At 42.8% G+C, this 26,051-nt stretch carries 23 protein-coding genes and 1 tRNA gene; 8 read left to right on the forward strand and 16 right to left on the reverse strand.

The features are described 5' to 3' along the window. Nucleotides 1–29 precede the first annotated feature (29 nt). Both FFF34_000975 and FFF34_000980 read right to left on the reverse strand, forming a co-directional pair. Nucleotides 30–386, reverse strand: coding sequence for a helix-turn-helix transcriptional regulator (locus tag FFF34_000975; GenBank protein ID TSD66003.1), 357 nt, complete (start codon nucleotides 384–386; stop codon nucleotides 30–32). Between the two features lie 99 nt (nucleotides 387–485). Continuing rightward, nucleotides 486–1,817, reverse strand: a complete 1,332-nt coding sequence (locus tag FFF34_000980; GenBank protein ID TSD66004.1) for an MBL fold metallo-hydrolase — start codon at nucleotides 1,815–1,817, stop codon at nucleotides 486–488. Between the two features lie 337 nt (nucleotides 1,818–2,154). On the opposite strand from FFF34_000980, the gene FFF34_000985 reads away from it, so the two are divergent. Continuing rightward, nucleotides 2,155–4,833, forward strand: a complete 2,679-nt coding sequence (locus FFF34_000985) for a valine--tRNA ligase (GenBank protein TSD66005.1) — start codon at nucleotides 2,155–2,157, stop codon at nucleotides 4,831–4,833. Between the two features lie 280 nt (nucleotides 4,834–5,113). Next, nucleotides 5,114–6,787 (forward strand): response regulator, encoded by a 1,674-nt coding sequence (locus tag FFF34_000990; protein ID TSD66006.1) that lies wholly within the window; start codon nucleotides 5,114–5,116, stop codon nucleotides 6,785–6,787. On the opposite strand, the gene FFF34_000995 is transcribed toward FFF34_000990, so the two are convergent. Continuing rightward, the gene (locus tag FFF34_000995; GenBank protein ID TSD66007.1) at nucleotides 6,772–7,230 is read right to left on the reverse strand and encodes a type I restriction enzyme HsdR N-terminal domain-containing protein; all 459 of its coding nucleotides are present in this window, start codon (nucleotides 7,228–7,230) and stop codon (nucleotides 6,772–6,774) included. The genes FFF34_000990 and FFF34_000995 overlap by 16 nt on opposite strands. 126 nt (nucleotides 7,231–7,356) lie before the next feature. Between FFF34_000995 and holA the strand changes: the two genes are divergently transcribed. After that, complete coding sequence (holA, locus tag FFF34_001000) at nucleotides 7,357–8,379, forward strand: DNA polymerase III subunit delta (GenBank protein TSD66008.1); 1,023 nt, start codon at nucleotides 7,357–7,359, stop codon at nucleotides 8,377–8,379. A gap of 4 nt (nucleotides 8,380–8,383) precedes the next feature. Here the strand turns inward: holA and FFF34_001005 are convergent, their stop codons facing one another. Then, nucleotides 8,384–9,334: a PAS domain-containing sensor histidine kinase gene (locus tag FFF34_001005; GenBank protein TSD66009.1), complete on the reverse strand. Its 951-nt coding sequence runs from the start codon at nucleotides 9,332–9,334 to the stop codon at nucleotides 8,384–8,386. Between the two features lie 141 nt (nucleotides 9,335–9,475). On the opposite strand from FFF34_001005, the gene FFF34_001010 reads away from it, so the two are divergent. Continuing rightward, the gene (locus FFF34_001010) at nucleotides 9,476–9,667 is read left to right on the forward strand and encodes a hypothetical protein (protein ID TSD66010.1); all 192 of its coding nucleotides are present in this window, start codon (nucleotides 9,476–9,478) and stop codon (nucleotides 9,665–9,667) included. 75 nt (nucleotides 9,668–9,742) lie between these two features. After that, complete coding sequence (locus tag FFF34_001015; GenBank protein TSD66011.1) at nucleotides 9,743–10,147, forward strand: EVE domain-containing protein; 405 nt, start codon at nucleotides 9,743–9,745, stop codon at nucleotides 10,145–10,147. A gap of 9 nt (nucleotides 10,148–10,156) precedes the next feature. On the opposite strand, the gene FFF34_001020 is transcribed toward FFF34_001015, so the two are convergent. The 5 genes from FFF34_001020 to FFF34_001040 all read right to left on the reverse strand — a co-directional run bounded on the left by FFF34_001020 (nucleotide 10,157) and on the right by FFF34_001040 (nucleotide 16,295). Further along, nucleotides 10,157–10,681, reverse strand: a complete 525-nt coding sequence (locus FFF34_001020) for an acyl-CoA thioesterase (protein TSD66012.1) — start codon at nucleotides 10,679–10,681, stop codon at nucleotides 10,157–10,159. Nucleotides 10,682–10,786: 105 nt separating this feature from the next. Next, entirely contained in the window at nucleotides 10,787–12,049 is a 1,263-nt protein-coding gene (locus tag FFF34_001025) for a DUF5103 domain-containing protein (protein TSD66013.1), read from the reverse strand. A gap of 231 nt (nucleotides 12,050–12,280) precedes the next feature. Further along, nucleotides 12,281–14,206 carry an ABC-F family ATP-binding cassette domain-containing protein gene (locus FFF34_001030; protein TSD66014.1) on the reverse strand — a complete coding sequence of 642 codons (1,926 nt, stop codon included), beginning with the start codon at nucleotides 14,204–14,206 and terminating at the stop codon, nucleotides 12,281–12,283. Between the two features lie 80 nt (nucleotides 14,207–14,286). Beyond that, on the reverse strand, nucleotides 14,287–15,468 hold the full coding sequence (locus FFF34_001035; GenBank protein ID TSD66015.1) for an AhpC/TSA family protein: 1,182 nt from the start codon (nucleotides 15,466–15,468) through the stop codon (nucleotides 14,287–14,289). A gap of 62 nt (nucleotides 15,469–15,530) precedes the next feature. Beyond that, nucleotides 15,531–16,295 (reverse strand): SGNH/GDSL hydrolase family protein, encoded by a 765-nt coding sequence (locus tag FFF34_001040; protein TSD66016.1) that lies wholly within the window; start codon nucleotides 16,293–16,295, stop codon nucleotides 15,531–15,533. A 102-nt stretch (nucleotides 16,296–16,397) separates the two neighbouring features. On the opposite strand from FFF34_001040, the gene FFF34_001045 reads away from it, so the two are divergent. After that, the gene (locus tag FFF34_001045) at nucleotides 16,398–17,432 is read left to right on the forward strand and encodes a quinone-dependent dihydroorotate dehydrogenase (protein TSD66017.1); all 1,035 of its coding nucleotides are present in this window, start codon (nucleotides 16,398–16,400) and stop codon (nucleotides 17,430–17,432) included. A gap of 71 nt (nucleotides 17,433–17,503) precedes the next feature. Here FFF34_001045 and FFF34_001050 read toward each other — a convergent pair whose 3' ends face one another. The 3 genes from FFF34_001050 to FFF34_001060 form a co-directional block, all read right to left on the reverse strand. Continuing rightward, nucleotides 17,504–17,677, reverse strand: coding sequence for a spore protein (locus tag FFF34_001050; protein ID TSD66018.1), 174 nt, complete (start codon nucleotides 17,675–17,677; stop codon nucleotides 17,504–17,506). A gap of 31 nt (nucleotides 17,678–17,708) precedes the next feature. Further along, nucleotides 17,709–17,779, reverse strand: a tRNA-Cys gene (locus FFF34_001055). Nucleotides 17,780–17,826: 47 nt separating this feature from the next. Further along, nucleotides 17,827–18,576 (reverse strand): RNA methyltransferase, encoded by a 750-nt coding sequence (locus tag FFF34_001060; protein ID TSD66019.1) that lies wholly within the window; start codon nucleotides 18,574–18,576, stop codon nucleotides 17,827–17,829. On the opposite strand from FFF34_001060, the gene FFF34_001065 reads away from it, so the two are divergent. Next, nucleotides 18,567–20,957, forward strand: coding sequence for a BamA/TamA family outer membrane protein (locus FFF34_001065; protein TSD66020.1), 2,391 nt, complete (start codon nucleotides 18,567–18,569; stop codon nucleotides 20,955–20,957). The genes FFF34_001060 and FFF34_001065 overlap by 10 nt on opposite strands. 37 nt (nucleotides 20,958–20,994) lie before the next feature. On the opposite strand, the gene FFF34_001070 is transcribed toward FFF34_001065, so the two are convergent. The 4 genes from FFF34_001070 to FFF34_001085 form a co-directional block, all read right to left on the reverse strand. Next, nucleotides 20,995–21,534 (reverse strand): hypothetical protein, encoded by a 540-nt coding sequence (locus tag FFF34_001070; protein TSD66021.1) that lies wholly within the window; start codon nucleotides 21,532–21,534, stop codon nucleotides 20,995–20,997. 37 nt (nucleotides 21,535–21,571) lie between these two features. After that, entirely contained in the window at nucleotides 21,572–22,069 is a 498-nt protein-coding gene (locus FFF34_001075) for a tryptophan-rich sensory protein (GenBank protein TSD66022.1), read from the reverse strand. Nucleotides 22,070–22,205: 136 nt separating this feature from the next. Further along, entirely contained in the window at nucleotides 22,206–23,330 is a 1,125-nt protein-coding gene (hppD, locus tag FFF34_001080) for a 4-hydroxyphenylpyruvate dioxygenase (protein TSD66023.1), read from the reverse strand. Nucleotides 23,331–23,439: 109 nt separating this feature from the next. Next, nucleotides 23,440–24,597 carry a homogentisate 1,2-dioxygenase gene (locus FFF34_001085; GenBank protein ID TSD66024.1) on the reverse strand — a complete coding sequence of 386 codons (1,158 nt, stop codon included), beginning with the start codon at nucleotides 24,595–24,597 and terminating at the stop codon, nucleotides 23,440–23,442. A 374-nt stretch (nucleotides 24,598–24,971) separates the two neighbouring features. Here FFF34_001085 and FFF34_001090 point away from each other — a divergent pair, with 374 nt between their 5' ends. Then, a complete protein-coding gene (locus FFF34_001090) occupies nucleotides 24,972–25,967 on the forward strand; it encodes a fumarylacetoacetate hydrolase family protein (GenBank protein TSD66025.1) in 996 nt (331 codons plus the stop codon). The last annotated feature ends 84 nt before the right edge of the window (nucleotides 25,968–26,051 follow it).

Consider the following 26,051-nt stretch of genomic DNA (forward strand, 5'->3'; position numbering starts at 1 on the left):
AAACCGTTAACTAGTAACCTAAAGGCTTTTTAACCAGCTTTTTGTTGATTTTGGTCGCGTTTTATTTCCTGTAGCTCCAGGTCGTAGGCGCGCATGCGGGCATGTAATATGTCAACCTCGGTACGCAGCATTTGAATTTCGGTGATGAGTTTGGCCGATTCGGGCTTATTAATGTGTTTTTCGCCGGTGCCCAGTATCAGCCACTCGGGCGAGTATTTAAGCTGAAAGCATAGTTTGCGAATGAGGTAATAGCTTATTTCCTGCTTTTTGTTGATCACCTTGCTAATAAAACCCTGGTCAACACCAATGGCATTGGCAAGGGCAAGTTGCCCACCATGTTCTTTAACTATTACCTTTATCCGTTTTACAACCGCGTCGTCAGACATGATGCAATTATAAACATTTTTATTAAAGTCCATAGTCCGTAGGCGATAGTCAATAGTTAAATTGTTACCATAGGCTATGGACTATCTACAATAGTCTGTTTAGCTAAAATCTTTAATGGCTTCGCCAAGGTCGTATACAGGTACGGCATCAATAGCACCGGCGATGATGGACGAAGCTGCCGCGCTGCGGTAACCTGCCGCGCAATGCACCACAATGGGCTTGTTTTGTGGTATCTCGCCCAATCGCTCCCTTAGCTCGGGCAGTGGTATGGTAAGGGCAGCAGGGAATATTTTGCCTGCATTAATTTCGGCCCAGTTGCGCACATCAATAATGGTATAATCCTCGTTATTGGTTTTAAAAACATTAACTATCAACACCAGCGATTTTTCGGTACTGTTATCAGTGGCTATAACAGCTGCCTTTATATTGCTTTCGTAGCCAATTTTAGCGGCCTTTTTTATCATTACATCCAATTCGGCATCTGTGCCCGCTACAAGGTAAAACTGCTCGCCGGGGTTAATTACAGATCCCAGCCAGGTTTCAAACTTCTCGCCATCCTGTAGGTTGATGGCTCCTTTTATGTGGCCTTTAATAAAAACACTGTTCGGCCGTGTATCAATAACAGGTATGCTTTTTTGTAGGGTGACTTTATCTGGGCGATTAACAGCCTGTATGCTTTGGGCAAAGGCGGGTGCACCGGCTTTGTTCAGTTCTACATCGTAACCAAAGTATCTGGGTGCAAAGGGCTGGTCGGCAGTTAGTAAATTAACAAAGGCCAGTTCATCCATTAATTGCAGCGCATAGTTTTCGCGCAGCTCTTTACCAATGGTGGTTTGCAGGTCGGGGCTCATGCTTTTACCGCATAACGATCCTGGCCCGTGGGCAGGGTAAACCGTAATTTCTTTTGGTAAAACCATTAGCTTATCACGGGTGCTGTGGTACATTTGCCGGGCAAGTTCTTCTTTTTTGGCGGTTATGTTACCGGCACTTTCCCGCAGGTCGGGGCGGCCTACATCACCTGCAAAAAGGGTATCGCCTGTAAATATGGCGCAATCCTTGCCATTTTCGTCCTCCAATAAAATACAGATCGAATCGGGCGAGTGCCCCGGTGTATTAATAGCTTTTAGCTTAATATCATTCAGCTGTATAAAGTCGCCATCATCAAATGTTTCGTGCGGGTAATCGGCTCCGGCCAGCTTGCTTGCGTAAATAACGGCCCCGGTGGTTTGGTGAATCTCCAGGTGCGAGCTTACAAAATCGGCATGGGGGTGGGTTTCAATTACGCCGGCAATATCGGCATTGTGCAGGGCAGCAAAGTCGTAATATGGCTGCGGGTCGCGGGCGGGGTCAATAACAATCATTCTGCCGGTTCTTATAATGGCATAAGAGGCATGGGCCAAACCCTTATCATAAAATTGATGAACTATCATATCTGTATCAGGCGGCAAAGATAGGAGATATGTTTAAACCTTATAAGGGTGAAATGTTGGAAGGCTGTAAAGTTTTATTGGCCGCTTAAGAAACGGCTATTACTTATTAAACCATTTTATCAAAAAGGCCAACCTCGAAGTTTTAAGCATAGCAGCCAGGAAGCGGTTTATTGGCAAAGTTTTCATAAAAAACAATTGTTATACATTATAAACGCTAAGGCTTTGATTTATTGTTGTGCAAGGCACTTATCTGTAATTTATATTAGTTCCACCTAATGCTGTTAAACTATAAAGTTAAATATGCTGTATTAGCGGCAAATAGTTATTTTTGCCGGCTATGAGTATTGCAAAAACATATTTGCCCAAACAAGCCGAAGAGAAGTGGTACAGTTACTGGTTAAAACATAACTTTTTCAGGTCGGTGCCTGACGAGCGCGAGCCTTACACAATAGTTATCCCTCCGCCAAATGTTACCGGTGTGCTGCACATGGGCCATATGCTAAACAATACCATACAGGATGTGCTGATACGCCGTGCCCGCATGAAAGGCAAAAACGCCTGCTGGGTACCCGGCACCGACCACGCCAGCATTGCCACCGAAGCTAAGGTGGTTGCCATGCTTAAAGAGCGCGGCATCAGTAAAAAAGACCTTACCCGCCAGGAGTTTTTAAACTACGCCTGGGAGTGGAAAGAAAAATATGGCGGCATTATACTGGAGCAATTAAAAAAACTCGGTGCATCGTGCGATTGGGAACGTACCAAGTTTACCATGGACGATGACATGAGCGAAGCCGTAATAGATTATTTTGTTTTGCTGCACAAGCAGGGCTTAATATACCGCGGTGTGCGCATGGTAAACTGGGACCCGCAAGGCAAAACCGCCGTAAGCGACGAGGAAGTTATCCGTAAAGAAGTTAATCAGAAACTTTATTATATAAAGTATAAAGTAGCTAGTATCAAGTATCAAGACAAGGCAGAAGCCGATCAAAAGTCTAACGACTTGCTACTTGATACTGAATACTTAACCATAGCCACAACCCGCCCCGAAACCATTATGGCTGATGCAGCTATCTGTATTAACCCTAATGACGAGCGTTATACCCACCTGCATGGTAAAAGTGTATTTATCCCTCTAATTAACCGCGAGATACCAGTGATACTGGATGAGTATGTGACCATGGATTTTGGTACCGGTTGTTTAAAGGTAACCCCTGCACACGATTTGAATGACTACGAGCTTGGCCAAAGGCATAAGCTGCCCGTTATTGATATATTGAATGACGATGCCACGCTTAACGAGAAAGCCCAGATACTGGTAGGCGAGGACCGTTTTGCGGCGCGTAAAAAAATAGCGGTATTACTTGAAGAAGCAGGCGCTTTAGAAAAAACCGAAGACTACACTTCGCAAATTGGCTTTAGCGAACGTACCAATGCCGTTATTGAGCCAAAGTTAAGCATGCAATGGTTTTGCAAAATGGCCGAGCTGGCCAAACCTGCACTTAAGTATGTACTGGATGGCGAGGTAAAACTGATTCCCGAAAAATTTATAAATACCTACCGCCACTGGATGGAGAACGTTAGGGATTGGAATATAAGCCGCCAGCTATGGTGGGGGCAGCAAATACCTGCCTACTATTTGCCAAACGGCGAATACGTGGTAGGTAAAACAAAAGAGGATGCCCTGGCGATTGCCCAAGCACAAAACCCGCAGCTTACCGCTAATGATTTGGTACAGGATGAGGATGTTTTAGATACCTGGTTCTCGTCGGGCTTGTGGCCTATATCGGTTTTTGATGGTGTGCGTAACCCCGATAATGCCGAGATCAACTATTACTATCCAACTAATGATTTGGTAACCGCACCCGAAATATTATTCTTTTGGGTAGCCAGGATGATCATGTCGGGCCATGAGCTGCGCGGGCAAAGGCCTTTTAATAATGTGTACCTAACCGGTATTGTTAGAGATAAGCAGGGTCGCAAAATGTCAAAATCGTTAGGCAACTCGCCCGATCCTTTAGACCTGATAGATAAATACGGTGCCGATGGTGTAAGGGTAGGTATGCTGCTATGCTCGCCTGCCGGTAACGATTTGATGTTTGACGAAAGCTATTGCGAGCAGGGCCGTAACTTTTTTAACAAAGTATGGAACGCCTTTAAACTGGTACAAGGCTGGCAGGTTGATGAAAGCCTTGCCCCACGCAACCAAATTGCTATTGAGTGGTTTGAAAGCCGCTTTAACCATGCCCTTATAGAAATTGAGGATAACTTTGCGCAATACCGCCTTTCTGAAGCGTTAATGACCACCTACAAACTGGTTTGGGACGATTACTGCGCCTGGTACCTTGAAATGATAAAACCTGCCTACCAGCAGCCTATTGATAGCGAAACCTATAAACATACCGTTGCCTTCTTTGAAAACATATTAAAAGTGCTGCATCCGTTTATGCCTTTTATTACCGAAGAGCTGTGGCACGACGAGTTGTTTGGCCAGCGTACCGATGATGATTGCTGTATTGTTGCACAACTGCCAGTTATCGGGCAAGTAAATACACAGTTAAATGCCGAGGTTGAGGTTATACAACAAGTGATAGCACAAATTCGTAACATACGTAATACAAAACAGCTATCGCCAAAAGAAGCTTTGCCACTGGCGGTTAAAACAAACTCGGCAATTGATTATGTCAAGTATGCGCAGGTTATAAAACAGTTAGGTAACATAAGCGATTTAAGCATAGTTGCAGACAACGTTAACGGCGCAACCACCTTTATAGCCGGTACAGACGAGTTTTTTATTACTTTAAATCTAACTATTGATGTTGATATAGAGCGCGAAAGGTTAAAAAAAGATGAGGCGTACCTGTTAGGCTTTTTAAAATCGATAGATGCCAAATTGAGTAACGAACGCTTTATGGCAAATGCCAAACCCGAGATAATAGAAAATGAGCTGAAAAAGAAGGCAGATGCTGAGGCAAAACTAAAGATCATTCAAGACAATTTGGATAACCTGGGAGAGTAAGCCCGGCTTTTGGCAAGTTTATTGCACTCCAATTAAGACTATTTAATAGTAGTAAAAAGATATTACGTATATTAATCCGCCGTATATCTTTTTAAGTTGTACATAGTTAGTCCTAATTAAGCAAGTGAGTTTTTTTAATTTTTCAATTTCTAAAATACTTTCAAAGGAGCTGTCGATACTCGATCAGGCTCGCATACGCTTATTATATTACGGCTTTCTGCTTATCCTTGTTGCCTTATCCGCACTATTCATAAGTGTTTATTTACAGCATCTTGATATCATGACCTATGCTTCGGGCGCCTTGTTTGTGTCTGTAGCCATCATGTTTAAATACCTTACCTATAAGCCGCAGTGGCGGGGCCTGTCGCATGCTATGCTTATCATAGGCACCATTGTTAATCTGGGTATTGTATTTATCATTATGCAAGAGGTAAATATTATTGCCATACAACTTATTATACTGGTAATCGTATTTAGCTTTTACATGCTTGGGCAAAACTGGGGAATGTTTTACTCCCTTTTAAACCTATTGCCGGTGCTTTTATTTATGGTGATGATATATGACCATAATTATTTTATTGATTTTAAACCCGAAAAGGCCGACGCATCTACCACTATAATAGGGGTGTTTGCCAACTTTATACTTATCATATTTATCCACAGCCATTTTTACACGGCTTTCCTTAAAAACATTAAGCAGCTGCGCGATACCAGCGAACAGCAGGCCGCTTTAAATATAAAGTTTGAAAAGGCTATAGAAAAAGCCGAGAAATCATCGCAGGTACAATCTGAGTTTTTGTCGACCATGTCGCACGAGATACGCACCCCTTTAAATGCTGTTATAGGGATGAGTAACCTGATGATGATGAATAACCCAAGGCCGGATCAAAGCGAAAACCTGGAGATATTAAGGTTTTCGGCAAACAACCTTTTATCCATTGTAAACGATGTGCTCGATTTTAATAAGATAGAATCGGGCAAGGTAGTGTTCGAAAAGATCAAGTTTAACCTGATAGACCTGATGCATAATATATGTGGCGGGCAAATACTTAAGGCAGAAGAGAAGGGTTTACTATTTAAACTGGATGTAGACAGTGCGCTAAAAAAGAAAGTTATTTTTGGCGACCCTACTCGCTTAACACAGATCATATTTAACCTGGTAAGTAATGCCATTAAGTTTACAGCGCAGGGTAACATTTGGGTACGTGTTACTTGTTTAGAAGATAGGCACAACACCATTACGGTAAGCTTTTCGGTAAAAGATACTGGTATCGGTATCAAAAAGGAAAACCTGGAAAGCATATTTGAGCCCTTCACCCAGGAGTCTATCACCACCACGCGCCAATACGGCGGCACAGGCTTGGGTTTGGCCATTGTTAAGCGCTTGTTGGAGCTACAGGGCTTGCAAATGCACGTTTACAGCAAGGTGGGCGATGGTTCGGAATTTTCGTTTAATATGGAGTTCCCGGTATCAACAGAGGTTATTGCCCCGGTAAAAGAAAAAGTGCAGCAGGTGGCTGCAAATAGCGCAAATACCGAGCAAGAAGTTGCAGAACCGCTGGGAAGCGGCCTGCGCGTGCTAATAGCCGAGGATAACCAGGTGAATGTGATGTTGATGAAAAAGCTGTTCAGCAAGTGGAAGATAGTGCCTACCATTGCCGAAAATGGCGAGCGCGCAGTAGAAATTATGCAGTACGGCAACTTTGATATTATATTGATGGATTTGCAAATGCCCGTAATGAATGGCTTTGACGCATCAATGGAAATACGGAAAATGCCCGATCCGGCAAAAGCCAATATTCCTATTATAGCCCTTACAGCATCGGCCCTGTTTGATATTAAAGACCAGGTAATGGCAGCCGGTATGAATGATTATGTAGCCAAGCCGTTTAAACCCGACGAGTTGATGGAAAAGATGCAAAGCCTGGTGTCGGCCTATCAAAGCGCTTTGTAAGCGGGCAGCTCTTCCATAAAACTATAACTTTGCTTTTCGTGGTCTATATGGCAATAGTAGTGTCGTAAGCCATTGGTAACAGCCAACAGGCTTACCTTGTGTACCATGTTGTATCGTGCGGCCTGGTCAAACGTAGCCTGGCTAATAGTAACTGAAGGGGCTTTACACTCCACCAATAAAATTTTTTGGCCTGCAGTATTAAACACTACGATATCGGTACGTTTGGCGTTACCATGCAGCTTTAAACCACCTTCCAGTTTTATTAAGGTTTTGGGGTATTGTTTATGCTTGATAAGGTATTGCACAAAATGCTGCCTAACCCATTCTTCGGGCGTAATTACAATGTTTTTTTTGCGCAGCTCGTCAAACACGGTTAACTGGCCGTTTTGTTCAGTAAGTTTGAAAGGGTAGGGTGGTAAATTAAGCGGCGTTAACAGATCCATTTTGTAAAGTCAAAAGTAGAAACTAAAAATTCAAAATGTGAGCTATCTATAATATCTTTTTAAATGCTGTTATTATCCACAAAACACTGCTTTTTACTTTTGAATTTTTACTTTTGATTTAACATCATGACTGCTGCCGAAATCATAAAAGATCTGAAGAACCGAAAGTTTAAACCGTTGTACCTGCTGCATGGCGAAGAACCGTATTATATAGATCTGGTAAGCGATTATATTGAAAATAACGCCCTGTCTGACGCTGAAAAGGGCTTTAACCAAACGATACTATACGGTAAAGATACGGATGTGATGACGGCTATAAACGCCGCCAAACGATACCCCATGATGGCCGACTACCAGGTAGTGATGGTTAAAGAAGCGCAGGATATGAAGTGGGGTAACGATAGCGATGATAAAAAAGGCATTAACCCACTGCTTAGCTATCTGGAAAACCCCTTAAGCAGTACCATACTGGTGTTTTGCTATAAATACGGCAAGTTTGACAAGCGTAAAAAAACCTACAAGGCAATTGATAAAAATGGGTTGATATTTGAATCGGCTACGTTGTACGATAATAAGATACCCGCCTGGATAGAGGATTACATTAAAGACAAAAAATACAAGATAAGCCAGCAGGCATCGGCCATGCTTGCCGAATATTTGGGTAATGACCTATCTAAAATAGCCAATGAGCTGGATAAATTGATACTAAATGTAAGCGCCGGTGAAGAGATAACCCTGAAACATGTACAGGATAATATAGGCATAAGCAAAGAGTATAATGTATTTGAGCTGCAGGCAGCTCTTACCAAAAAGGATGCTTACAAGGTTAACCAGATAGTAAATTACTTTGAGGCAAACCCTAAAGCCAACCCTATAGTACTTGTATTGGGTAACCTGAACAACTTTTTTAGCAAGGTGCTGGCCTATCATTATGTTAAAGATAAATCGCCGCAAAACCTGGCGCGCGAGTTAGGCGTTAACCCATACTTTATAAAAGATTATGAACAAGCTGCCCGTGGGTATAACCTGGGTAAAACCTTCCAGGTGATAAGCCACCTGCGCGAGTACGACCTTAAAAGCAAGGGGGTAGAATCAAACACCGACCATGGCGGGTTGATGAAGGAACTGATGTTTAAAATATTGCATTAAGCAATTACTTCATGGTTTGCTCAACACTGTTATTGATGTCTTTAATAATGGTGTCTAATTCGTTAGCACTTTGCTTTAGCATTTTTAGGGGCTCTTCAAAGTGTTCGTGCGGTATATCGTCCAACGAATTAATAATACCTAATATATTGGCAAGTGGCTTGCGCATGGCATGCGAGTTAAGGTACGCTATCTTGTTAAGGCTTTGGTTTTTGGCGTTTATCTCTTCCTCGTCGCGTTTGTGGCTGGTAATATCCTGAAAATACACCGCCAACCCTTCATTTGCATAAATGGTAAAGGATACCCATTTTTTAAGCGGGGCAATGTACTCTTCAAACTTAATGGTCTCTTTATTTTTTAAAGCATCATTAAAATATTTGTAAACTGCCAAGTCTTTGTAATACGGATACAGTTCCCAAAGCTGTTTATGTAAAATGGTATCTTTATCTATGATCAGTATGCGCTCAGCTTCTTTATTCCAGTAGGTAATTTCTAATTTACCGTCAAGTGTAATGAAACCGTCGGTGATACTCTCCAGGGTTTCTTTCATTCTTGTAACGGCTTCGGTAAGCTTCATGTCTTTCAGCTTTTGCTCCGTTACGTCGTGAATAACTACCATGCGGCAAAGCTTATGGTGATAGTTAACCGTGAAAGAAGTAATGTTTACAAAAATAAAACTACCGTCCTTTTTTACATGTGTTAATTCTTTCTTAACGGTTTGGTTGTGCTTTATCTTTTTTATCAGCTTAAGCATATCCTGCTGCTCATAATCCGGGCGAATATTAGCAAGCGTAATATGATTTAAAAATTCATCTCTACTGTAACCATAGTGTTTTATAGCCGAATCGTTAACAGCTTTAAAAATAAGTGTATCTACCTCAACAATCCACATAGGGTTGGGGTTGTGGTGAAACAACACATTAAAACTTATATCGTCGTCGCTGATTGGTAGTGACATGTTTTTGGTTAAGCAGTTATACAATAATAATAATTTGTACTTGTATTTTTAAGCTAAAAATTACTTGTGTATTAATTAGTGTAGTTAAAAAGAAACCTATTGGTGGCAGTCATCGTAAAAGGAGATTAAATTAACTTAAACATGGGTATTTTTATAACTTTAGCTATCGTAATGCTTTCATTAGCAGTTGTTTTAATTTCGGGTATAATATTTTTTAGCGTGCTTAAGTATATCAAAAAGCAATATTATCCCAACTGGAAGTTTCCTGACTATGTTAGCGTAGGTTATGCCGAATACTTATACCATAAGTTTATTAAAAAGGATTTAAAATAGCAGCATATACTATTTAACCTGTTTCCATTCCGGGCCTTTTTTCCCACCTTTGGGTCATTATCAATTTAAAAGCAAATGAACCACTGGTTAGTAAAATCGGAGCCTGTAAAATATAGCTGGGAAAAATTCAATAAAGAGGGCCGCACCTTTTGGGATGGCGTTAGAAACTACCAGGCACGTAACAATTTACGGGAAATGAAAACCGGCGACCTGGTGATGTGGTACCATAGTAACGATGGTAAAGAAGTGGTAGGCATTGCCCGCGTGGTAAAGGAGTTTTACCAGGACCCAACTACCGAAGACCCTAACTGGGTAGTAGTTGACCTTGAACCGGTGGAGAGCCTGAAAAAGCCTGTAACCTTAGAGCAAATAAAGGCCGATGAGCGCTTAAAAGACATTGGGTTGGTACGCCAGGGCCGCCTGTCTGTAATGGCGCTTAAACGCGAGGAATTTGACCGGATAATAGAAATGGGTAGCTAATATTCGCTGCTATTTTTTATGAGCGTCGAAAAACAAGGCCTTAAGCTCGGTAGCATCGTCGGGTTTCATTTTACCACCTAATATCAGCCTTAATTGCCTGCGGCGTAAGGCCCCCTCATATAGTTCGGTTTCCAGCTCGGTTTCTGGGGATATGGCCGGTACCGGTATAGTTTGCCCATGCTGATCGAGTGCTACAAAAGTATAATAAGCTTCGTTACTTTTGTTTCGCGTACCGGATGGTATGTTTTCGGCATATACATCCATCCTTACCTCAACAGAAGTATTAAATGCACGGGTAACTTTAGCTTCAATAGTAATTACATCGCCTAACTTTATAGGGTGATGAAAGGACACATTATCAACCGATGCGGTTACCACCACACGGTTACAATGCTTTTGTGCCGATATAGCGGCGGCAATATCCATCCAATGCAACAGGCGCCCGCCCATTAAGTTATTAAAGGTGTTGGTATCATTGGGTAATACCAGCTCGTTCATGATGGTATATGATTCGCGCGGCGCTTTTACTTTCATAGCGCAAAGATAGGGATTAGGCGGCAAATTACTCCGCTGTAATATGCTTCGCTTATAGGCGCTGCTTATTACCCCCGTCTCCTTTGGAGAGGGCTGGGGTGAGGCCTACGGCCTTGCTGTTACCAACGCGCTATAGCCAACCAACTGCACGTATCGCGAGCCTATCTGGTGGTAATAAACCAAAACCTGGTACTCATTTTCGGTTTCAAAGTAGTTACCTTCTAATAAATTATCGTCAACGGTTTTAGTAGCGCGATTATACCACACATACTTATAATCATAAACGCCTTGTTTTAGCATTAGGTCGGTGTAAAACCTGCCGCGATCGTCGTACTTTAAGCGGCTGCTTTCATCAAGCCGGTAATCGTTAAACTGGCCAACAATATAGGGCGAGCCTTGTGCCTCGGTTTTATTGGCAGCCAGGCTAAAATATACGTGGGCGTAATCGGCATCGCGGCGCGGGTCGCGGCCATCCTGGTTCAGGATAAAGAATTTACCGTCGTTATCATACAATAAGGTGTAGTTTGGCAGGTCGCGGCGCGGGTCGCCTAATAGCATTACCGTATTCATCGAATCGCGGTAGATGTGTGCTATCCTGTCAGAATTCAGCTTTAACGACCGTGTATCAAAATGCCTGAACTCGTTACCGCCTGCAAAATCGTTAATGTTTACATCGTTATAAACCAGCTGCGTGCCACGTATATAAGTGGGTATAGTGTTTATTTTGCCGGTTTCGTAGCGGGCATTTTGCATCAGCAGTATCTTAATATCGTTATTGGGGCTTTGTACCTGCAGGCCGGCATAATCTACCGTAAAATTTACTTTTTGATTGCTGCGCCTGTTAGCCACATTGTTTGACGAGGTAATAGTTGCCGCTACCGATACCTTTTTGCTAAGTACATACAGCCGTCGGGTTAATACAAGCTTGCTTTGGTCGCCATCTTCGTAAACTTTAAGTATGTAATTGCCCGATATTTTTGGGATGATATTACGGTTGGGTAGCTTAACCTGGTAATGGGTGTATTTTTGAAACGTGGCTGATGAGTAGGTATAATCGTTTATCCTGTCGTCGGTAAAGCTTTGCAGGTACTCTGAGGAGCCAAGGTGCGACGAGTTCCAGCTATCGTCGCAATGCTCCAAAGTATAATTGTAGGTGCGGCTGCCACCGTTCAGGTCATCAAAACCCAGTATCACTTCCTCGGTACTGCCCAATGTAATAACAGGGAAGGAGGCTTGCTTTTCGGAATTATAAAACTCTACGCTTTTTATTTCCGGCCGGTAAACCGTATTATCATACGGCGTGTTTTGCGCAAAGGTGTTAATGTGCAGTAAAAGGGTAGCTATAAAAACAGGTAAAGCTTTTTTCATTATCACAATTATAGCACAAAAACGTGGTGGTGATAAATTTATTTCGGAAGTGGTGCTGGTGCTCTTTATTACGCAGCGTCATGGCGAGGCACGAAGCCATCTTCGATAGAAAAGTCGGCTACAAGCATGGCGAGGATTGCTTCTTCGCCATGCTTGTATCGCAATGGCGTTTTTAAACAGTATGTAAACAAAAAAGGCGGCTGCTACTGCAACCGCCTCTGCTACTCAATTTTAAGCTTCCAGCTCCATTATCTGGTCGGCAAGGGCCTCCCATTTTTGCTGGTATTCGCCAAGCTCCATTTTTTTAAGCTGATAATTGTTGTTTAACTGCTTCATTTTTTCGGCCTGGTTGTAAAGGCTTTGGTCCGCAAGTTGCGTATTTAGCTGCTTTATTTCTAACTCCACAGCGGCTATTCTATCTTCAAGCGTTGTAAGGTCCTGGTTAAGCTTTTTAAGCTGCTGGTGCTTGTTATCGCCTTGTTGTGGTTTGGCCGGTGCTGCTTCCTTTTTCTCTTCTTTTTTTGGCTGAGGTGCGGGCGTAGCTACTTTTGGCTCCAGCTTGCGTTTGGCAAACCACTCGTCAAACTCGGCGTATGTACCTGGGTATTGTTTTATTTTCTGATCCTCGATAAACCAGATTTTGTTGGCTACATTATCTAAAAAGTACCTATCGTGCGATACTACTATAAACGTACCCTCAAAATGCTGCAAGGCTTGTATCAATATGTTAACCGACTGTATATCCAGGTGGTTGGTAGGCTCATCCAGTATTAAAAAGTTTGCATCTGATGTTAGGGCCTTAGCCAGCGCCACACGCGATTTCTCGCCTCCTGATAATACTTTTATCTTTTTAAACACATCATCACCGGTAAACAAAAACGAACCTAATATCGATCGTAGTTCTGTTTCGGTATGCTTTGGTGCAAAGGCCTGTAGTTCCTGTAATATCTGGTTCTCCAGGTGTAACGATTCCAGCTGGTGCTGCGCAAAAAATGTTTGGGTCACATTATGGCCGGTTTCGCATTTGCCGGTGTAATCGGTATCGGCACCTGCCGCAATACGTAACAAGGTAGATTTACCCTTACCGTTAGCACCGATCAAGGCAATTTTATCACCTTTTTCTATAATGGCCTCGGCATCGTCCAAAATGTCTATTGTTGGATATTTTTTGGTGATGTGCTCCATGGTTACCACGTGCCTGCCCGATTGCTTGGAGAAACGGAAGCTAAAGTTTACCGATGGGTTATCATCGTCAACATCATCTACTCGCTCCATTTTATCGAGCATTTTTATACGCGACTGCGCCATTTTTGCTTTAGAGGCCTTGGCACGGAAACGCTCTATCAAACGCTCTTCCTGTTTTATTTTTGATTGCTGGTTTTTAAACTCGCCACGCTGAATTTCTTCGCGCTGCGCTTTTTCTTCCAGGTAAAAACTATAGTTGCCCGCGTAAACAGTAAGCTTACCCTTGCGTGACTCAACCGTGCGGTTAATTACCTTATCTAAAAACCACCTATCGTGCGATACAATGACGATGGCCCCATCAAACGATTTCAAGTAATCCTCTAACCATTGTATCGATGGTAAATCCAGGTGGTTGGTAGGCTCATCCAGTAAAAGAATATCGGGTGCCTGTAACAATATTTTGGCCAGCATTACCCGCATTCGCCAACCACCGCTAAAGGTGCTTAGCTTGCGCTGGCAATCGGCCTCGCTAAAACCTAAACCCGCTAAAATTTCGTGTGCTTTATATTCAATATTATAACCGTCAAGCAGTTCAAATTCGTGCTGCTTATCGCTTAACTTGTGTAAAAGGTCTTCGGTATAGTCAGTTTCCAGCTTTTTAAGCAGGTTCTCTATCTCGTCGTGCAGTTGGTTTTGACGATGAAAGGCCTCCATAGCCACGTGCACTATATTTTTATCAGACGAGTACGAAAGCAGATCCTGGTTAAGGTAACCCATGGTAAGGTCCTTAGCCATAGATATGGTACCCGATGTAGGCTTGTAATCGCCAACAATGATCTTTAAAAGCGTGGTTTTACCGGTACCATTGGCGCCAATAAGGCCAATTTTTTCACCGGGTTTAATATGCCAGTTAGCTTCATCATACAGGGCGCGCGCACCAATCTCGAACGTAAGGTTATTTATAGCGATCATTTGCGCGCAAAGATACGATTTTGAGCCCAAAGCATAAAGCTCAAAGCCGAAAGCTTTACAATGTGAGGATAAAGAAGCTTTTACTTAACGCCAAATATCTCCGCCAGTTTGCTATCCAATGCATTTGCGGCCTGTGTGCCATCATAACGGCCGATAATAGTGCCTTCATTATCTATCAATATCTTGGTAGGGAAAAGATTGACGCTATAGGTTTCGGTTAATGAGTTTGGTTTGTCTTTATCGAGTACATTGTACCAAATACCTGTATTATCTTTTTTGATGGCCCGCCTCCAGTCATCGGGTTTGTCATTTGCTGCTATTGCTATAACATCAAGACCAGCCCGGTGGTATTTATTAAATAACAATATTAGATGTGGTGTGCTCTCGCGACATGGTACACACCAGCTTCCCCAAAAATCGAGCAGTACATATTTGCCCTTAAAGTTTGCTAAACTGACGGATTTTCCGTTAACGTCGTAGGCCGTAAAATTTTCGGCTTTAACATTATTAATTATGTTTGCTGCCAAACGAGTACTGATTGCTTTCTGAACACCCAAGCCGGGTGTGCTTTTTTTAACAGCGGGGCTAAATCGATCAAATATAACCTGTAATGAATCGACTGGCCATGTTGATGTGTAAGGACTCATTTCAATAGCACTGATATAAGAGTTTGGGTGAGTAGCGATAAACTTGCTTATAATCTCTTCATACTTTTTCACAAACGGTTCGCGTTGCCTAAGTATCGCCGTTAAGGTCTCATTAAGTGAATCTATTTTTTTATCGCCCTTGTTAGCTTTTTTAGCCGCTTCTATTTCGAGCGCAACAGCCCCGTAACTTTTCATCACATCGGCGAGGCCTTTATTAGCCTCATTTATTTGCGCATGCAGTGCCAGTGATTCATTCTGTGATTTACTGCCAGTAACCTTAAGGCCATTTATATGGCCATTGACCGCGGTACCTGTTATAACGCCTGCTTCAAGCAGGAAATGTGCATAATCACTTTGATGTATATCCTTGGCGATATACGGTGCTTTATAAACAATCAGAAATGCGTTGCTCACGCCATTGACAAGCCCTTTAAATGAAAAATTGCCATTTTCGAGGGCGCAACTATCAATAGTGTAAACTCCTTTATCATTAAAATATGTAAGTCGGGCACTCATGCCTTCTGTGCTATCTATTTTTCCGGAAAAAGTAAAATTCTGCGCGTTTACTTTTAAGACTGTACAGAATAGCAATAAAAAAAAGTTGATTCTTTTCATTTAAGTTACTTATGGTTAAGTAATTATAACCATCGTATCAACTATCTGCAAATTCTTTAACACTATTTAACAGTCTCCATCCATCCTTGCGCCATCAGCTTTTCGCCGGCTATGCTGGGGTGTACGCCGTCAAGCGTCCAGTAGGTGGCAGGGGCTAGTTTTAGGGCGTTGTTAAATATGGTTTGATAGGGGATGAAAGGCGCATCGTATAAAGTGGCAATATCGCGTGCGGCCTTACGGAACAAATCAAACGTTGGGTACCATTTGGCGTCTACCGCTTTGGTGCCTATCATGGCAAACGGCTCGCCGATGATGAATTTAACACCCGGCAGCGCCTCTTTGGTACGGTCGAGCAGTTTTTTGTAGTCGGCAATATAGTTATCGATAGTGCCGGTGTAGCCACTGGTTAAAGTATGCCAAAAATCGTTAACGCCGATATGTATGCTTACAATAGTTGGTTTAAGCGCAATGCAATCCGTATCCCAACGCTCGGCCAGTTGGTAAACCTTGTTGCCGCTAACACCTTTGTTATATATCTGCAACATTTTTTGCGGGTACTTGGCCAGCAGGTCGGCTGCTGTTAATAAGGCATACCCATTACCTAACGATCCGGTATCATTGGCAAGGGTTTTATTATGGTCACGGCCCCAGTCGGTTATCGAGTCGCCTTGCAGCAATATTACATCGTTATCTTTTAGCTCTATTTTTTTATCGGCCACGTTTGTTGTGGCGGACGCCACAATTTGCGGTATAGATAAGGTAGCCGCGGTAACAATGGCGGTGTTTTTTATAAAATTACGGCGCGAGTTGGCTTGTATGTCTTTCATAATTTAGTGTTGTAATGCGTGGTAAAGCGCAATAGGTCCAACTAAATTACAATATTCTTGCCTATCTTAAACCTTAAAAATTAAAAACGGTAAATTTGCGCCATGTATTTTTTATTAAAGCCACTACTGTTCCAGTTCGACCCCGAGAGCGTTCATTATTTTGTAACCCGCAACCTGCAACGTTTTAACCGCATACCCGGCGGTAAGGCACTTAGCAAGGCCATTTGGGAGCTAAATGATAAACGCCTAGAAAAGGAAGTTTTTGGTTTAAAATTTAAAAACCCCGTTGGCCTTGCAGCCGGTTTTGATAAAAATGCCGAACTGATAAGCGAAATGGGTGCCTTAGGCTTCGGTTTTGTTGAGGTGGGTACGGTTACCCCTTTGCCGCAACCCGGCAATGATAAGCCCCGCATGTTTCGCCTGCCGCAGGATGGCGCGCTGATTAACCGTATGGGCTTTAATAATTTTGGCGTGGATATAGCCGCCGAACGCATTGCGGCTTACCGCAAAAGCTTAAAGCAGGGCCAAACGCCGTTGATAATAGGCGGTAATATTGGTAAAAACAAGGTAACCCCCAACGAGGATGCCGTAAGCGATTATATTAAATGTTTCGACAGGTTGTTTGGTGTGGTAGATTATTTTGTGGTGAATGTTAGCTCGCCCAATACACCGGGCCTGCGCGAGCTACAGGAAAAAGGGCCGCTAATGAATATTTTAAACACCCTGCAGCAACGTAATAGCAAGGGTGGCATAAGCAGGCCTATTTTATTAAAAATAGCCCCAGACCTTACTAATGAGCAACTGGACGATATTGCCGATATAGTTAAACAAACCAAAATTGCCGGTATTATTGCCACTAATACCACCATTAATCGCGAGGGGCTTACCGGTAAATTTAAAGGCGAAACTGGTGGGTTAAGCGGCAAGCCATTAACCAGCCGGTCTACCGAGGTAATTGCTTATTTGCATAAGGCATCCGGCGGTTCATTTCCCATTATTGGGGTGGGAGGGATACATTCGGCCCAGGACGCCATAGAAAAAATGGAGGCAGGGGCAGCATTAGTACAATTATACACCGGCTTTATATACGAAGGGCCGGGATTGATCAAGCGGATATTAAAGCGGTTGTCGGCGTAAAAGCAATTTACCCCACAAAAAAGGCATCCCAATAAATTGAGATGCCTTTTTTAATGCTTTGTTTGATAGAATTATTTGCCTGCGGCAATAGCTAAAACAGCATTGTTTTTTGCTATTTGGCTATCTTTTTTTTCAGCAGAACGGCTGCCTAACTCAATGTTAGTAGCTAATTTTAAGAATTGTACTTCTAAACGAGAGAAAGTTTTATTTCTTCTATCTTTTCTTTTTAAACGAGTAACGCCCATGATCTTTTTATTTTAAAATGTTTTAACCCTGAGGTCGGAAGCGGATTCGAACCGCTGTAGGAGGTTTTGCAGACCTCTGCCTAGCCACTCGGCCATCCGACCTTTTTTAAGGACTGCAAAAATAGTAATTATTTATTGCTAATCAATTTTTATTTAAAGCTTTTTCCCGCAGCTTCCGAACAAAAAATAGCCGTAGCTATAGCCACATTCAACGATTCGGCGCCGCCTATGCGGGGTATGGTTATTTTATTGGTAATTAATTGCTGTATTTGCGGGCTTATGCCATTGCCCTCGTTGCCCATAACTATCAACCCCTCAGTGCCAAAATTGGTTTTGTACAGGTTATCGCCGTTTAACAGGGCGCCATACACCGGCAAATTCATGTGCGATATAAAATCGTCCAGTTCGGTATAAATAATGTTTACCCTTGCCAACGATCCCATAGTGGCCTGCACCACTTTTGGGTTATAAACATCAACCGTATCTGCCGAACAGATGATGTTTTTGATACCAAACCAATCGGCAGTACGTATAATAGTGCCCATATTGCCCGGATCTTGCACACCATCAAGTACCAGTGTAAATTTATTTTTCAGGTCGGTATGGCTTAATTGGGGCCACTGGGGTATATAAACGGCTGCAATAGCCCCCGCCGGGTTTTTTAAAGCACTTATTTTTTGCAGTTCGTTTAACGAAATCTCGAATGAGTTTATTTTTTGGGATAATTTAAGCAATTTTGGGGCAATGTCGGCAGTATGGTAAATGGTATGCACCCGATAGCCCGAGTCAATAAACTCGGTTATCGATTTATACCCTTCTACCAGGAATAAACCATGCTCCCGTCGAAACTTTTTATGTTGTAAAGACGTTAGTAAACTGATCTGTGATTTTGAAAGCATATATAAAGCCCGGGCATTTCCGTCTTGCAATATTAAGTATTCTTACGGGTATTATTATTGCCGGATGCAGTGTTACGCGCGGACTTAAGGATAACCAGGCCATTGTAAGAAAAATTACCTTAAAAGGCATTGATAAGGAATTTGAAGAAGCCGCGGTGAACTATGTTGATAAAGAACAACAGCCCAACAACTGGTTAAACCTGCAATTTTACTACCTGTTTAGCAAAAATGGTAAGCGCAATATTGGCGAGGCCCCTGCTATTTTAGATAGTAACCTGGTGGAGTACTCGCGTGTGCAAATGCAAAAATTTTTGCAGAACAAAGGTTATCTAAAAGCAAAAATTGCCGATTCTATCATCGTAAAAAAGAAAAAAGCACAATTGATATTTACGGCCACCGAAGGGCCATTATTTAAAATACGCAGCTTTAAAGACAGTATTTACGACCCTAAGGTAAAGGCCCTTTACCAATCTACCCGTAAAACATTTTCGCATGTTAACCCCGGCGGGCGTTATGATACCGATAGCCTTGCGTATGACCGTGATGCCTTTTACCAGGTAATGAAGCGTAATGGTTATTTTGATTTTTACCGCCAATACATCAATTACACGCCCGATTCGAGCTTTAACAAAAGTATTGTGGATGTAACCATGATAATTGATAACCCTGTCGATAAATCAGAGCATCCTATTTATACTATTAACAATACATTGATTACCATAGCGCGCAGTAATGGACGCACTACAGGCAAAGCCGATACGATACAGGTAGATTCGCAATTCAGGTATGTTGATTTTTCGGGCCGATTTAAGCCACGCACGGTTACCGATTACATTTTTCAGAAAAAGGGGCAGATATACAATATCGATTATCAAACACTTACAACATCGCGCTTATCGGAGTTAAACGTTTTTAGGAACGTACCCAACCCCACTTACGAGAAACTGCCCGATAGTACCAACCGCTTAAATACCAAAATTGACATTATCCCGCTTAAAAAAATGACAGACCGGGTTGAGGCCGAGTTTTTATTTAATGGCGGGCGCTACGGCTATAACCTGGGCAATACTTTTACTAACCGTAATGTGTTTAAGCAATCGGCCATATTACAAGTTAAGCTAAATTGGAGTATTTTATTTGACAGCGGCCGTGCAGCCGGCGATAATAAGGGCATCCAAAATCAGGATTTTAAAGTAGGGGTGAATTTAATATACCCGCGCTTGTTATTACCTTTTCAATTCCCCAACCTGGCTAAATTTGGTGTGCCGCATACCACGTTCTCATCAAGCTACCAGTTATTTTATCAAAAGGGCCTGGTGGAGCGCAAGAGTATAATTAACTCCATCACCTACGACTTTTTTGAAACCTACCGCAAGCAGCACTCTATTACACCAATCAGTATCGAGTTCTCCAGCGGGGTGCTTGACCCGGTTGCCAGAGATACGCTGTTAGCCCGTAACCGGTATTCGTACGTTTACCTTATTGGCCGTACTACGTTTAATGCCAGTAGCCAATACACGTTTCAGTATAACGCCAACGAGTTAAACTCGTATAGAAACTTTATCTATTTCCGTGGTAACCTTGATCTGGGCGGCAATACGCTAAGCTTATTAAGCAAAGCATTTAACACATCCAGGGATACACTGGGCCAGCGTAAGTTTTTTGGTTACACTTTTGCCCAGTATGTTAAAACCGAGGTTGATTACCGCATTTATACCACTTTAGGTGGCGAACGTCAGTTTGTATTCAGGCTAAACCCCGGCATTGGCATACCCTATGGTAACAGCAACCAGTTAATTTTCGAGAAGAATTTTTATGCTGGCGGCGCTAATGATATGCGTGCCTGGTTACCGCGTACCCTGGGCCCGGGCCAGTTTAACCGTGCTACTGCTTACGGAGATGATGTAACAACCCGGGGCCGGTTGAAATACCTTGATCAGTTTGGCGAAATAAAGATTGTAGCCAATGCCGAGTACCGCTATAAATTGGCCGACAACTTTTTTGGTTCGAAATTAAAAGGCGCGTTTTTTATGGATATGGGTAATATTTGGCGCTTGCATAAAGAAGTGGATAACCCTAACGGCGAGTTTAAGCTGAATAATCTGTGGCAATCAACAGCTATTGGAATTGGCACCGGCTTAAGGTTCGATCTGAGTTTCTTTGTTTTCAGGTTAGATGCCGCCTTTAAGTTTAAAGACCCACAGTTTAGCGGATCAGACCAGTGGGTAATATTTAAGCATGCAAACGAATTATTCAGGAGCGGCGATTTTAAACGCGAGTATCTTAGAGCCAACAGCACCGGTGTAGATAGCAAAGGCAATATAGTTGGCGATAGCTATAACTTTATGCAGCTTAACTTTGGCATAGGGTTGCCGTTCTAAGTCTTAAGATGAGTCTTTAGCCTAAGTTTATGTTGCCTTAGTGGGAAAATATCCCTTTTAAACCATCAATTACACTTTGAAAGAATGTTGGGATGCTTAAGCCGTTATGGTAATTAAAAAACAGGAATATACAGAAAATAATGGCCGCAATTATGATAAATCTTTTAAACAGGTAGCCAAGTAAAACTAAGCCTAAGGGGATAGAAATTAATAATATCCAACTGATCTTTACGGGTGTAAGCCTGCTATCGTGCCTGTAAATATAATACAGCATCGAGTGCGTGCCGTCATCATTTTGGTGCCTTGCATATAAAAAAGCCGACTTTTCTATCTTGTGCCTGTAAAAGGCGGTACCCTTATCAAAAGTTAATTCCTCCGAAAAGCCATTCATGGTAAAGGTGAAAATACCGTTAACATTTTCCTGTATGTTGTTTGCTGTATCGGTAGCTACTATGGCTATCTCATCTTTAGCAAAGGGGTTTTCTTTTACAACAAAGTGGTTAATTGCTATGGTATCGGCAAAAGCAATGCAATTGGCGATGAATATAAAACAGGCGGTGAAGAGTACTTTTTTCATTTAGGTGTTACGTGCGATAAAAATACTGTTTTTTGAATCACTTGTTTAAGATATATATACTAAGGTTTAACAGGCTGGCAAAGCCTACCCACAAAATATAAGGTACCAATAGCCAAGCGGCGGGTTTGCTAAAGCGTCCAAACCAGGCAATGTTTAATATAATAACCACCAGCAGCATAATAATAATACATAGCGCGGCAAATATTTGGTGCATACCAAAAAATACTATCGACCATGAAAAATTAAGCAATAGCTGCACAAAATAAATTATCCGGGCAGTGGCGTAGGTAGTGCTGTTATTGCGCCTTTTCCATACCATGTAGGCGGCTGTACCTATTAAAAAATAAAGGATAGACCACGCAATCGGGAACGCCCAATTAGGTGGGTTGTAAGTTGGCTTGGTTAAAGTAATGTACCAGCTTGCTATTTGCGGGCGGGTAACTACCGATGCAACGCCACCGATGCAAAAGGTGATAAACAGGCTAATTAAAAAGGGAAATATCTGAAACTTATTATTTAACGTAGCGGCTTTCATAATGTGTGTAATAACGTAATTAGTTATTAAATGTTTACCTATAAAAGCGTTAAATTACACATAATATTGCGGGCATAAAAAAGCCGGACAAAACCGCCCGGCCAATCTAATGTCTATAATCGTAAATCTAAGATACTTATAGGTTTCCCCTCAATTCCTGTTCCCGCTCAATTGCCTCAAACAAGGCTTTAAAGTTGCCCGCACCGAAAGATTTGGCGCCCTTACGCTGAATGATCTCGAAGAACAGTGTAGGCCTGTCTTCAACCGGTTTGGTAAATATTTGCAGCAGGTAGCCCTCGTCATCACGATCTACCAATATGCCCAGTTTTTTTAGCGGTTCCAGGTCTTCATCAATATGGCCTACGCGTGCGGTAAGTTCGTCGTAATAAATGGTGGGTACGGTTAAAAACTCTACACCGCGGTTTTGCAGGTCGGTTACGGTTTGTACAATATCGGCTGTGGCTAAAGCTAAATGCTGTACGCCCTCGCCTTCGTAAAACTCCAGGTATTCCTCTATCTGGCTTTTCTTTTTACCCTCGGCAGGTTCGTTTATCGGGAACTTTACATAGCCGTTGCCATTGCTCATTACCTTACTCATCAGCGCCGAATACTCGGTAGATATCATCTTATCATCAAACGTAAGGATGTTACGGAAACCCATAATATCCTCATAAAAATTAACCCATTCGTCCATTTTATGCCAGCCCACGTTGCCTACACAGTGGTCTACATACAGCAGGCCCGCTACAGGCGGCTGATAAGTTGTTTGCAAAGCTTTGTAACCAGGCAAAAACGGGCCGTTATAATTTTTACGCTCGATAAACAAGTGCACAGTTTCGCCATAAAGTTTAATGCCGCTGGTGCGTACCTCGCCATACTCGTCGGTAATAGTTTGGGGTTGCTGGTAGGGTTCGGCACCACGGCGGGTGGTTTGCTCAAAGGCATCGTAAGCATCATCAACCCAAAGGGCCAATACTTTTACGCCATCGCCGTGCTTTTTAATATGCTCTGCAATGGGATGGTCCGAGTGCAGGGGAGTAGTTAATACCAAACGTATCTTGCCCTGTTGCAGCACGTACGATGCACGGTCGCGTACGCCCGTTTCCGGCCCGGCATATGCAAGGTCCTGAAAGCCGAAAGCGGTTTTATAATAATGGGCGGCCTGTTTGGCGTTACCCACATAAAATTCAACATAATCAGTACCGTTAAGCGGCAAAAAATCTGTTGTAATTGGTTTTTTATCTATTGTTAATGTTTCCATTTTAATGTTGTTTTAAGCCTCACCCCGGCCCTCTCCAAGGAGAGGGGGGAGAGGATATAATATAATTATGCCTTTCAAGTCCTCTCCTTTGGAGAGGACTTAGGTGAGGCTATACCACCCAGCTTTTATAATAATTTTCGTCTTCAATTCTTATCGCGTCTTCCGTTAGCATCAGCGGGCGAAAGGGGTCTATCATCACAGCCAGTTCGTCGGTAGCTTCTTTGCCGATAGATTTTTCGACCGAACCCGGCGCAGGGCCGTGCGGTATGCCGCCCGGGTGCAGGGTTATTTGCCCTTTTACTACGCTTTTACGGCTCATAAAATCGCCATCAACATAATACAGCACCTCGTCGCTATCTACATTGCTATGGTTATATGGCGCCGGGATAGACAAAGGGTGATAATCGAACTTGCGTGGCACAAACGAGCAGATAACAAAGTTGTTCCCCTCAAAAGTTTGGTGTACCGGCGGCGGTTGGTGCAGACGGCCTGTTATAGGTTCAAAATCGTGAATAGAAAAAGCCCAGGGGTAGTGGAAGCCATCCCAGCCAATAAAATCAAAAGGGTGGGTTCCGTAGGTGTATGGATAAATAAGGCCCTGCTTTTTTATCAGGATCTTAAAATCTCCTTTTTCGTCGTGCGTTTCCAGGTCGGTAGGCCGCTTAATATCACGTTCGCAATAGGGCGAATGCTCCATTAATTGCCCGTACTGGTTGCGGTAACGCTTTGGCGAGCGGATAGGACTAAAGCTTTCGATGATGAACAGGCGGTTATCCGGCGTATCAAATTCTAACTGATAAATAGTACCGCGGGGTACCACCAGGTAATCGCCATATTGGAATTTTATTTTGCCAAACCCCGTTTTTAAAGTACCCGAGCCAACATGTATAAATATCACCTCGTCGGCCTGGCTGTTCTTATAAAAATAGTCGGTCATGCTTTTGCGTGGCGCGGCAAGGGATATATGCAGATCGCTGTTTACCAGCACGGGTTTGCGGCTTTGCAGGTAATCGTCGGCAGGTTCAATATTAAAACCTATCAGGCTGGTATGTTTAAGGTGTTTTTCGCGGGCAATTTTTGGTTCAACGGAGTATGGTTCGCCCAGCGCCTTTACAATAGTAGGCGGGTAGGCATGGTAAACCAGCGAATACAAGCTGCTAAAACCCTCGGTTGATACCAGTTCTTCGGCATATAAAGTGCCATCGGGCTTACGGAATTGCGTATGCCGTTTCGGCGGGATGGACCCTAAAGTATGGTAAATAGGCATGGTTGTTTTGTTGAAAGGTTATAATGTTGGAATGTTTTAAGGTTAATATTTTTTTAAACCTAAAGCATTAATTATTAAACGATTAAACCGGGATAATAGTTTTAGGCTGAGAGATAAGAATAACATTCCAACCTTAAAACTTTACAACAAAATTAGTATTGGGCAAAAACGGTAGTAGCAAGCACAGCATTCCTGAACGACGATGAATTACTCATTGACGTGAGGCCGAGTGAAAAGTAAAACTCTTTACGGATGCTCATAGTTGGTACTCAAAATTACGCTATAACAAATTAATATGCAAGCATAATATAATTGAACCTTGTTTAATCCAAAAAAGTTTTAGTTTTGAATACCAATCAAACCAATTATAGCTTATGAAATTAGTATCCTACAAAACCGAAGACCGGGAGCATTTGGGCATCTATATAAACGGCCACATCTATAATTTAAACTCCTGCGACAAACTGATACCCGATAATATGAACGAGTTTTTATGGGGCGGCGATGAGCTAATGGAGCATGCACATAAGGTTAACGCGGCCATTAAATCGGGGCAGACGCAGGCCAAAGAGGAATTGTTTTATGAGTTGATAGCGCCGGTGCCGCATCCTGCATCGTGCAGGGACGGATACGCCTTTAGGCAGCACGTGGCGGCTGCCCGCCGCAACCGTAAGGTGGATATGATAGCCGAGTTTGACCAGTACCCTATATTTTACTTTACCAACCACAACGCCATACAAGGCCCCGGCGAAATTGAATGCATGCCCGACCATTTTCAGAAACTTGATTTTGAACTGGAAGTAGCCATAGTAATTAACAAAAAGGGCCGTAACATTACCGCTGCAGAGGCCGATGGCTACATAGCCGGGTACATGATAATGAACGACATGAGCGCGCGCACCCTGCAAATGGAAGAAATGCTGCTGAACCTTGGCCCTGCCAAAGGAAAGGATTTTTCGACCGTGATAGGTCCATGGTTGGTAACACCCGATGAGTTGGAAAAATACAAAACGGAGCCCAAAGCGGGACATACCGGCAATGCCTATAATTTAGAAATGAAATGCGTGGTGAATGGCAAACAGGTTAGCCTGGGCAATATGGCCGATATGGACTGGACCTTTGCCGAGATAATTGAACGCTGCGCTTATGGCTGCGATATACTGCCGGGCGATGTAATAGGATCTGGCACAGTAGGTACCGGCTGCTTTTTAGAGCTTAACGGCACAGGTTTACTAAACGACCCTAACTATCAGCCCCAATGGCTGCAAGATGGCGACCTGGTAGAAATGGAAATAACCGGGCTGGGTATGTTAGGGAACATCATCAAAAAGAGCAATAGTAATTTTTCGATATTGGGATTAAAAAAATAGATAGATAATAAGACCGTCATCTCCACCCTGTCATTGCGAGGAGCATGAGGTGGGGAGAGCCTAGAGCGACGAAGCAAACTCGTT

The sequence above is a fragment of the Inquilinus sp. KBS0705 genome (genome assembly GCA_005938025.2).
In the GTDB taxonomy this organism is placed as follows: domain Bacteria; phylum Bacteroidota; class Bacteroidia; order Sphingobacteriales; family Sphingobacteriaceae; genus Mucilaginibacter.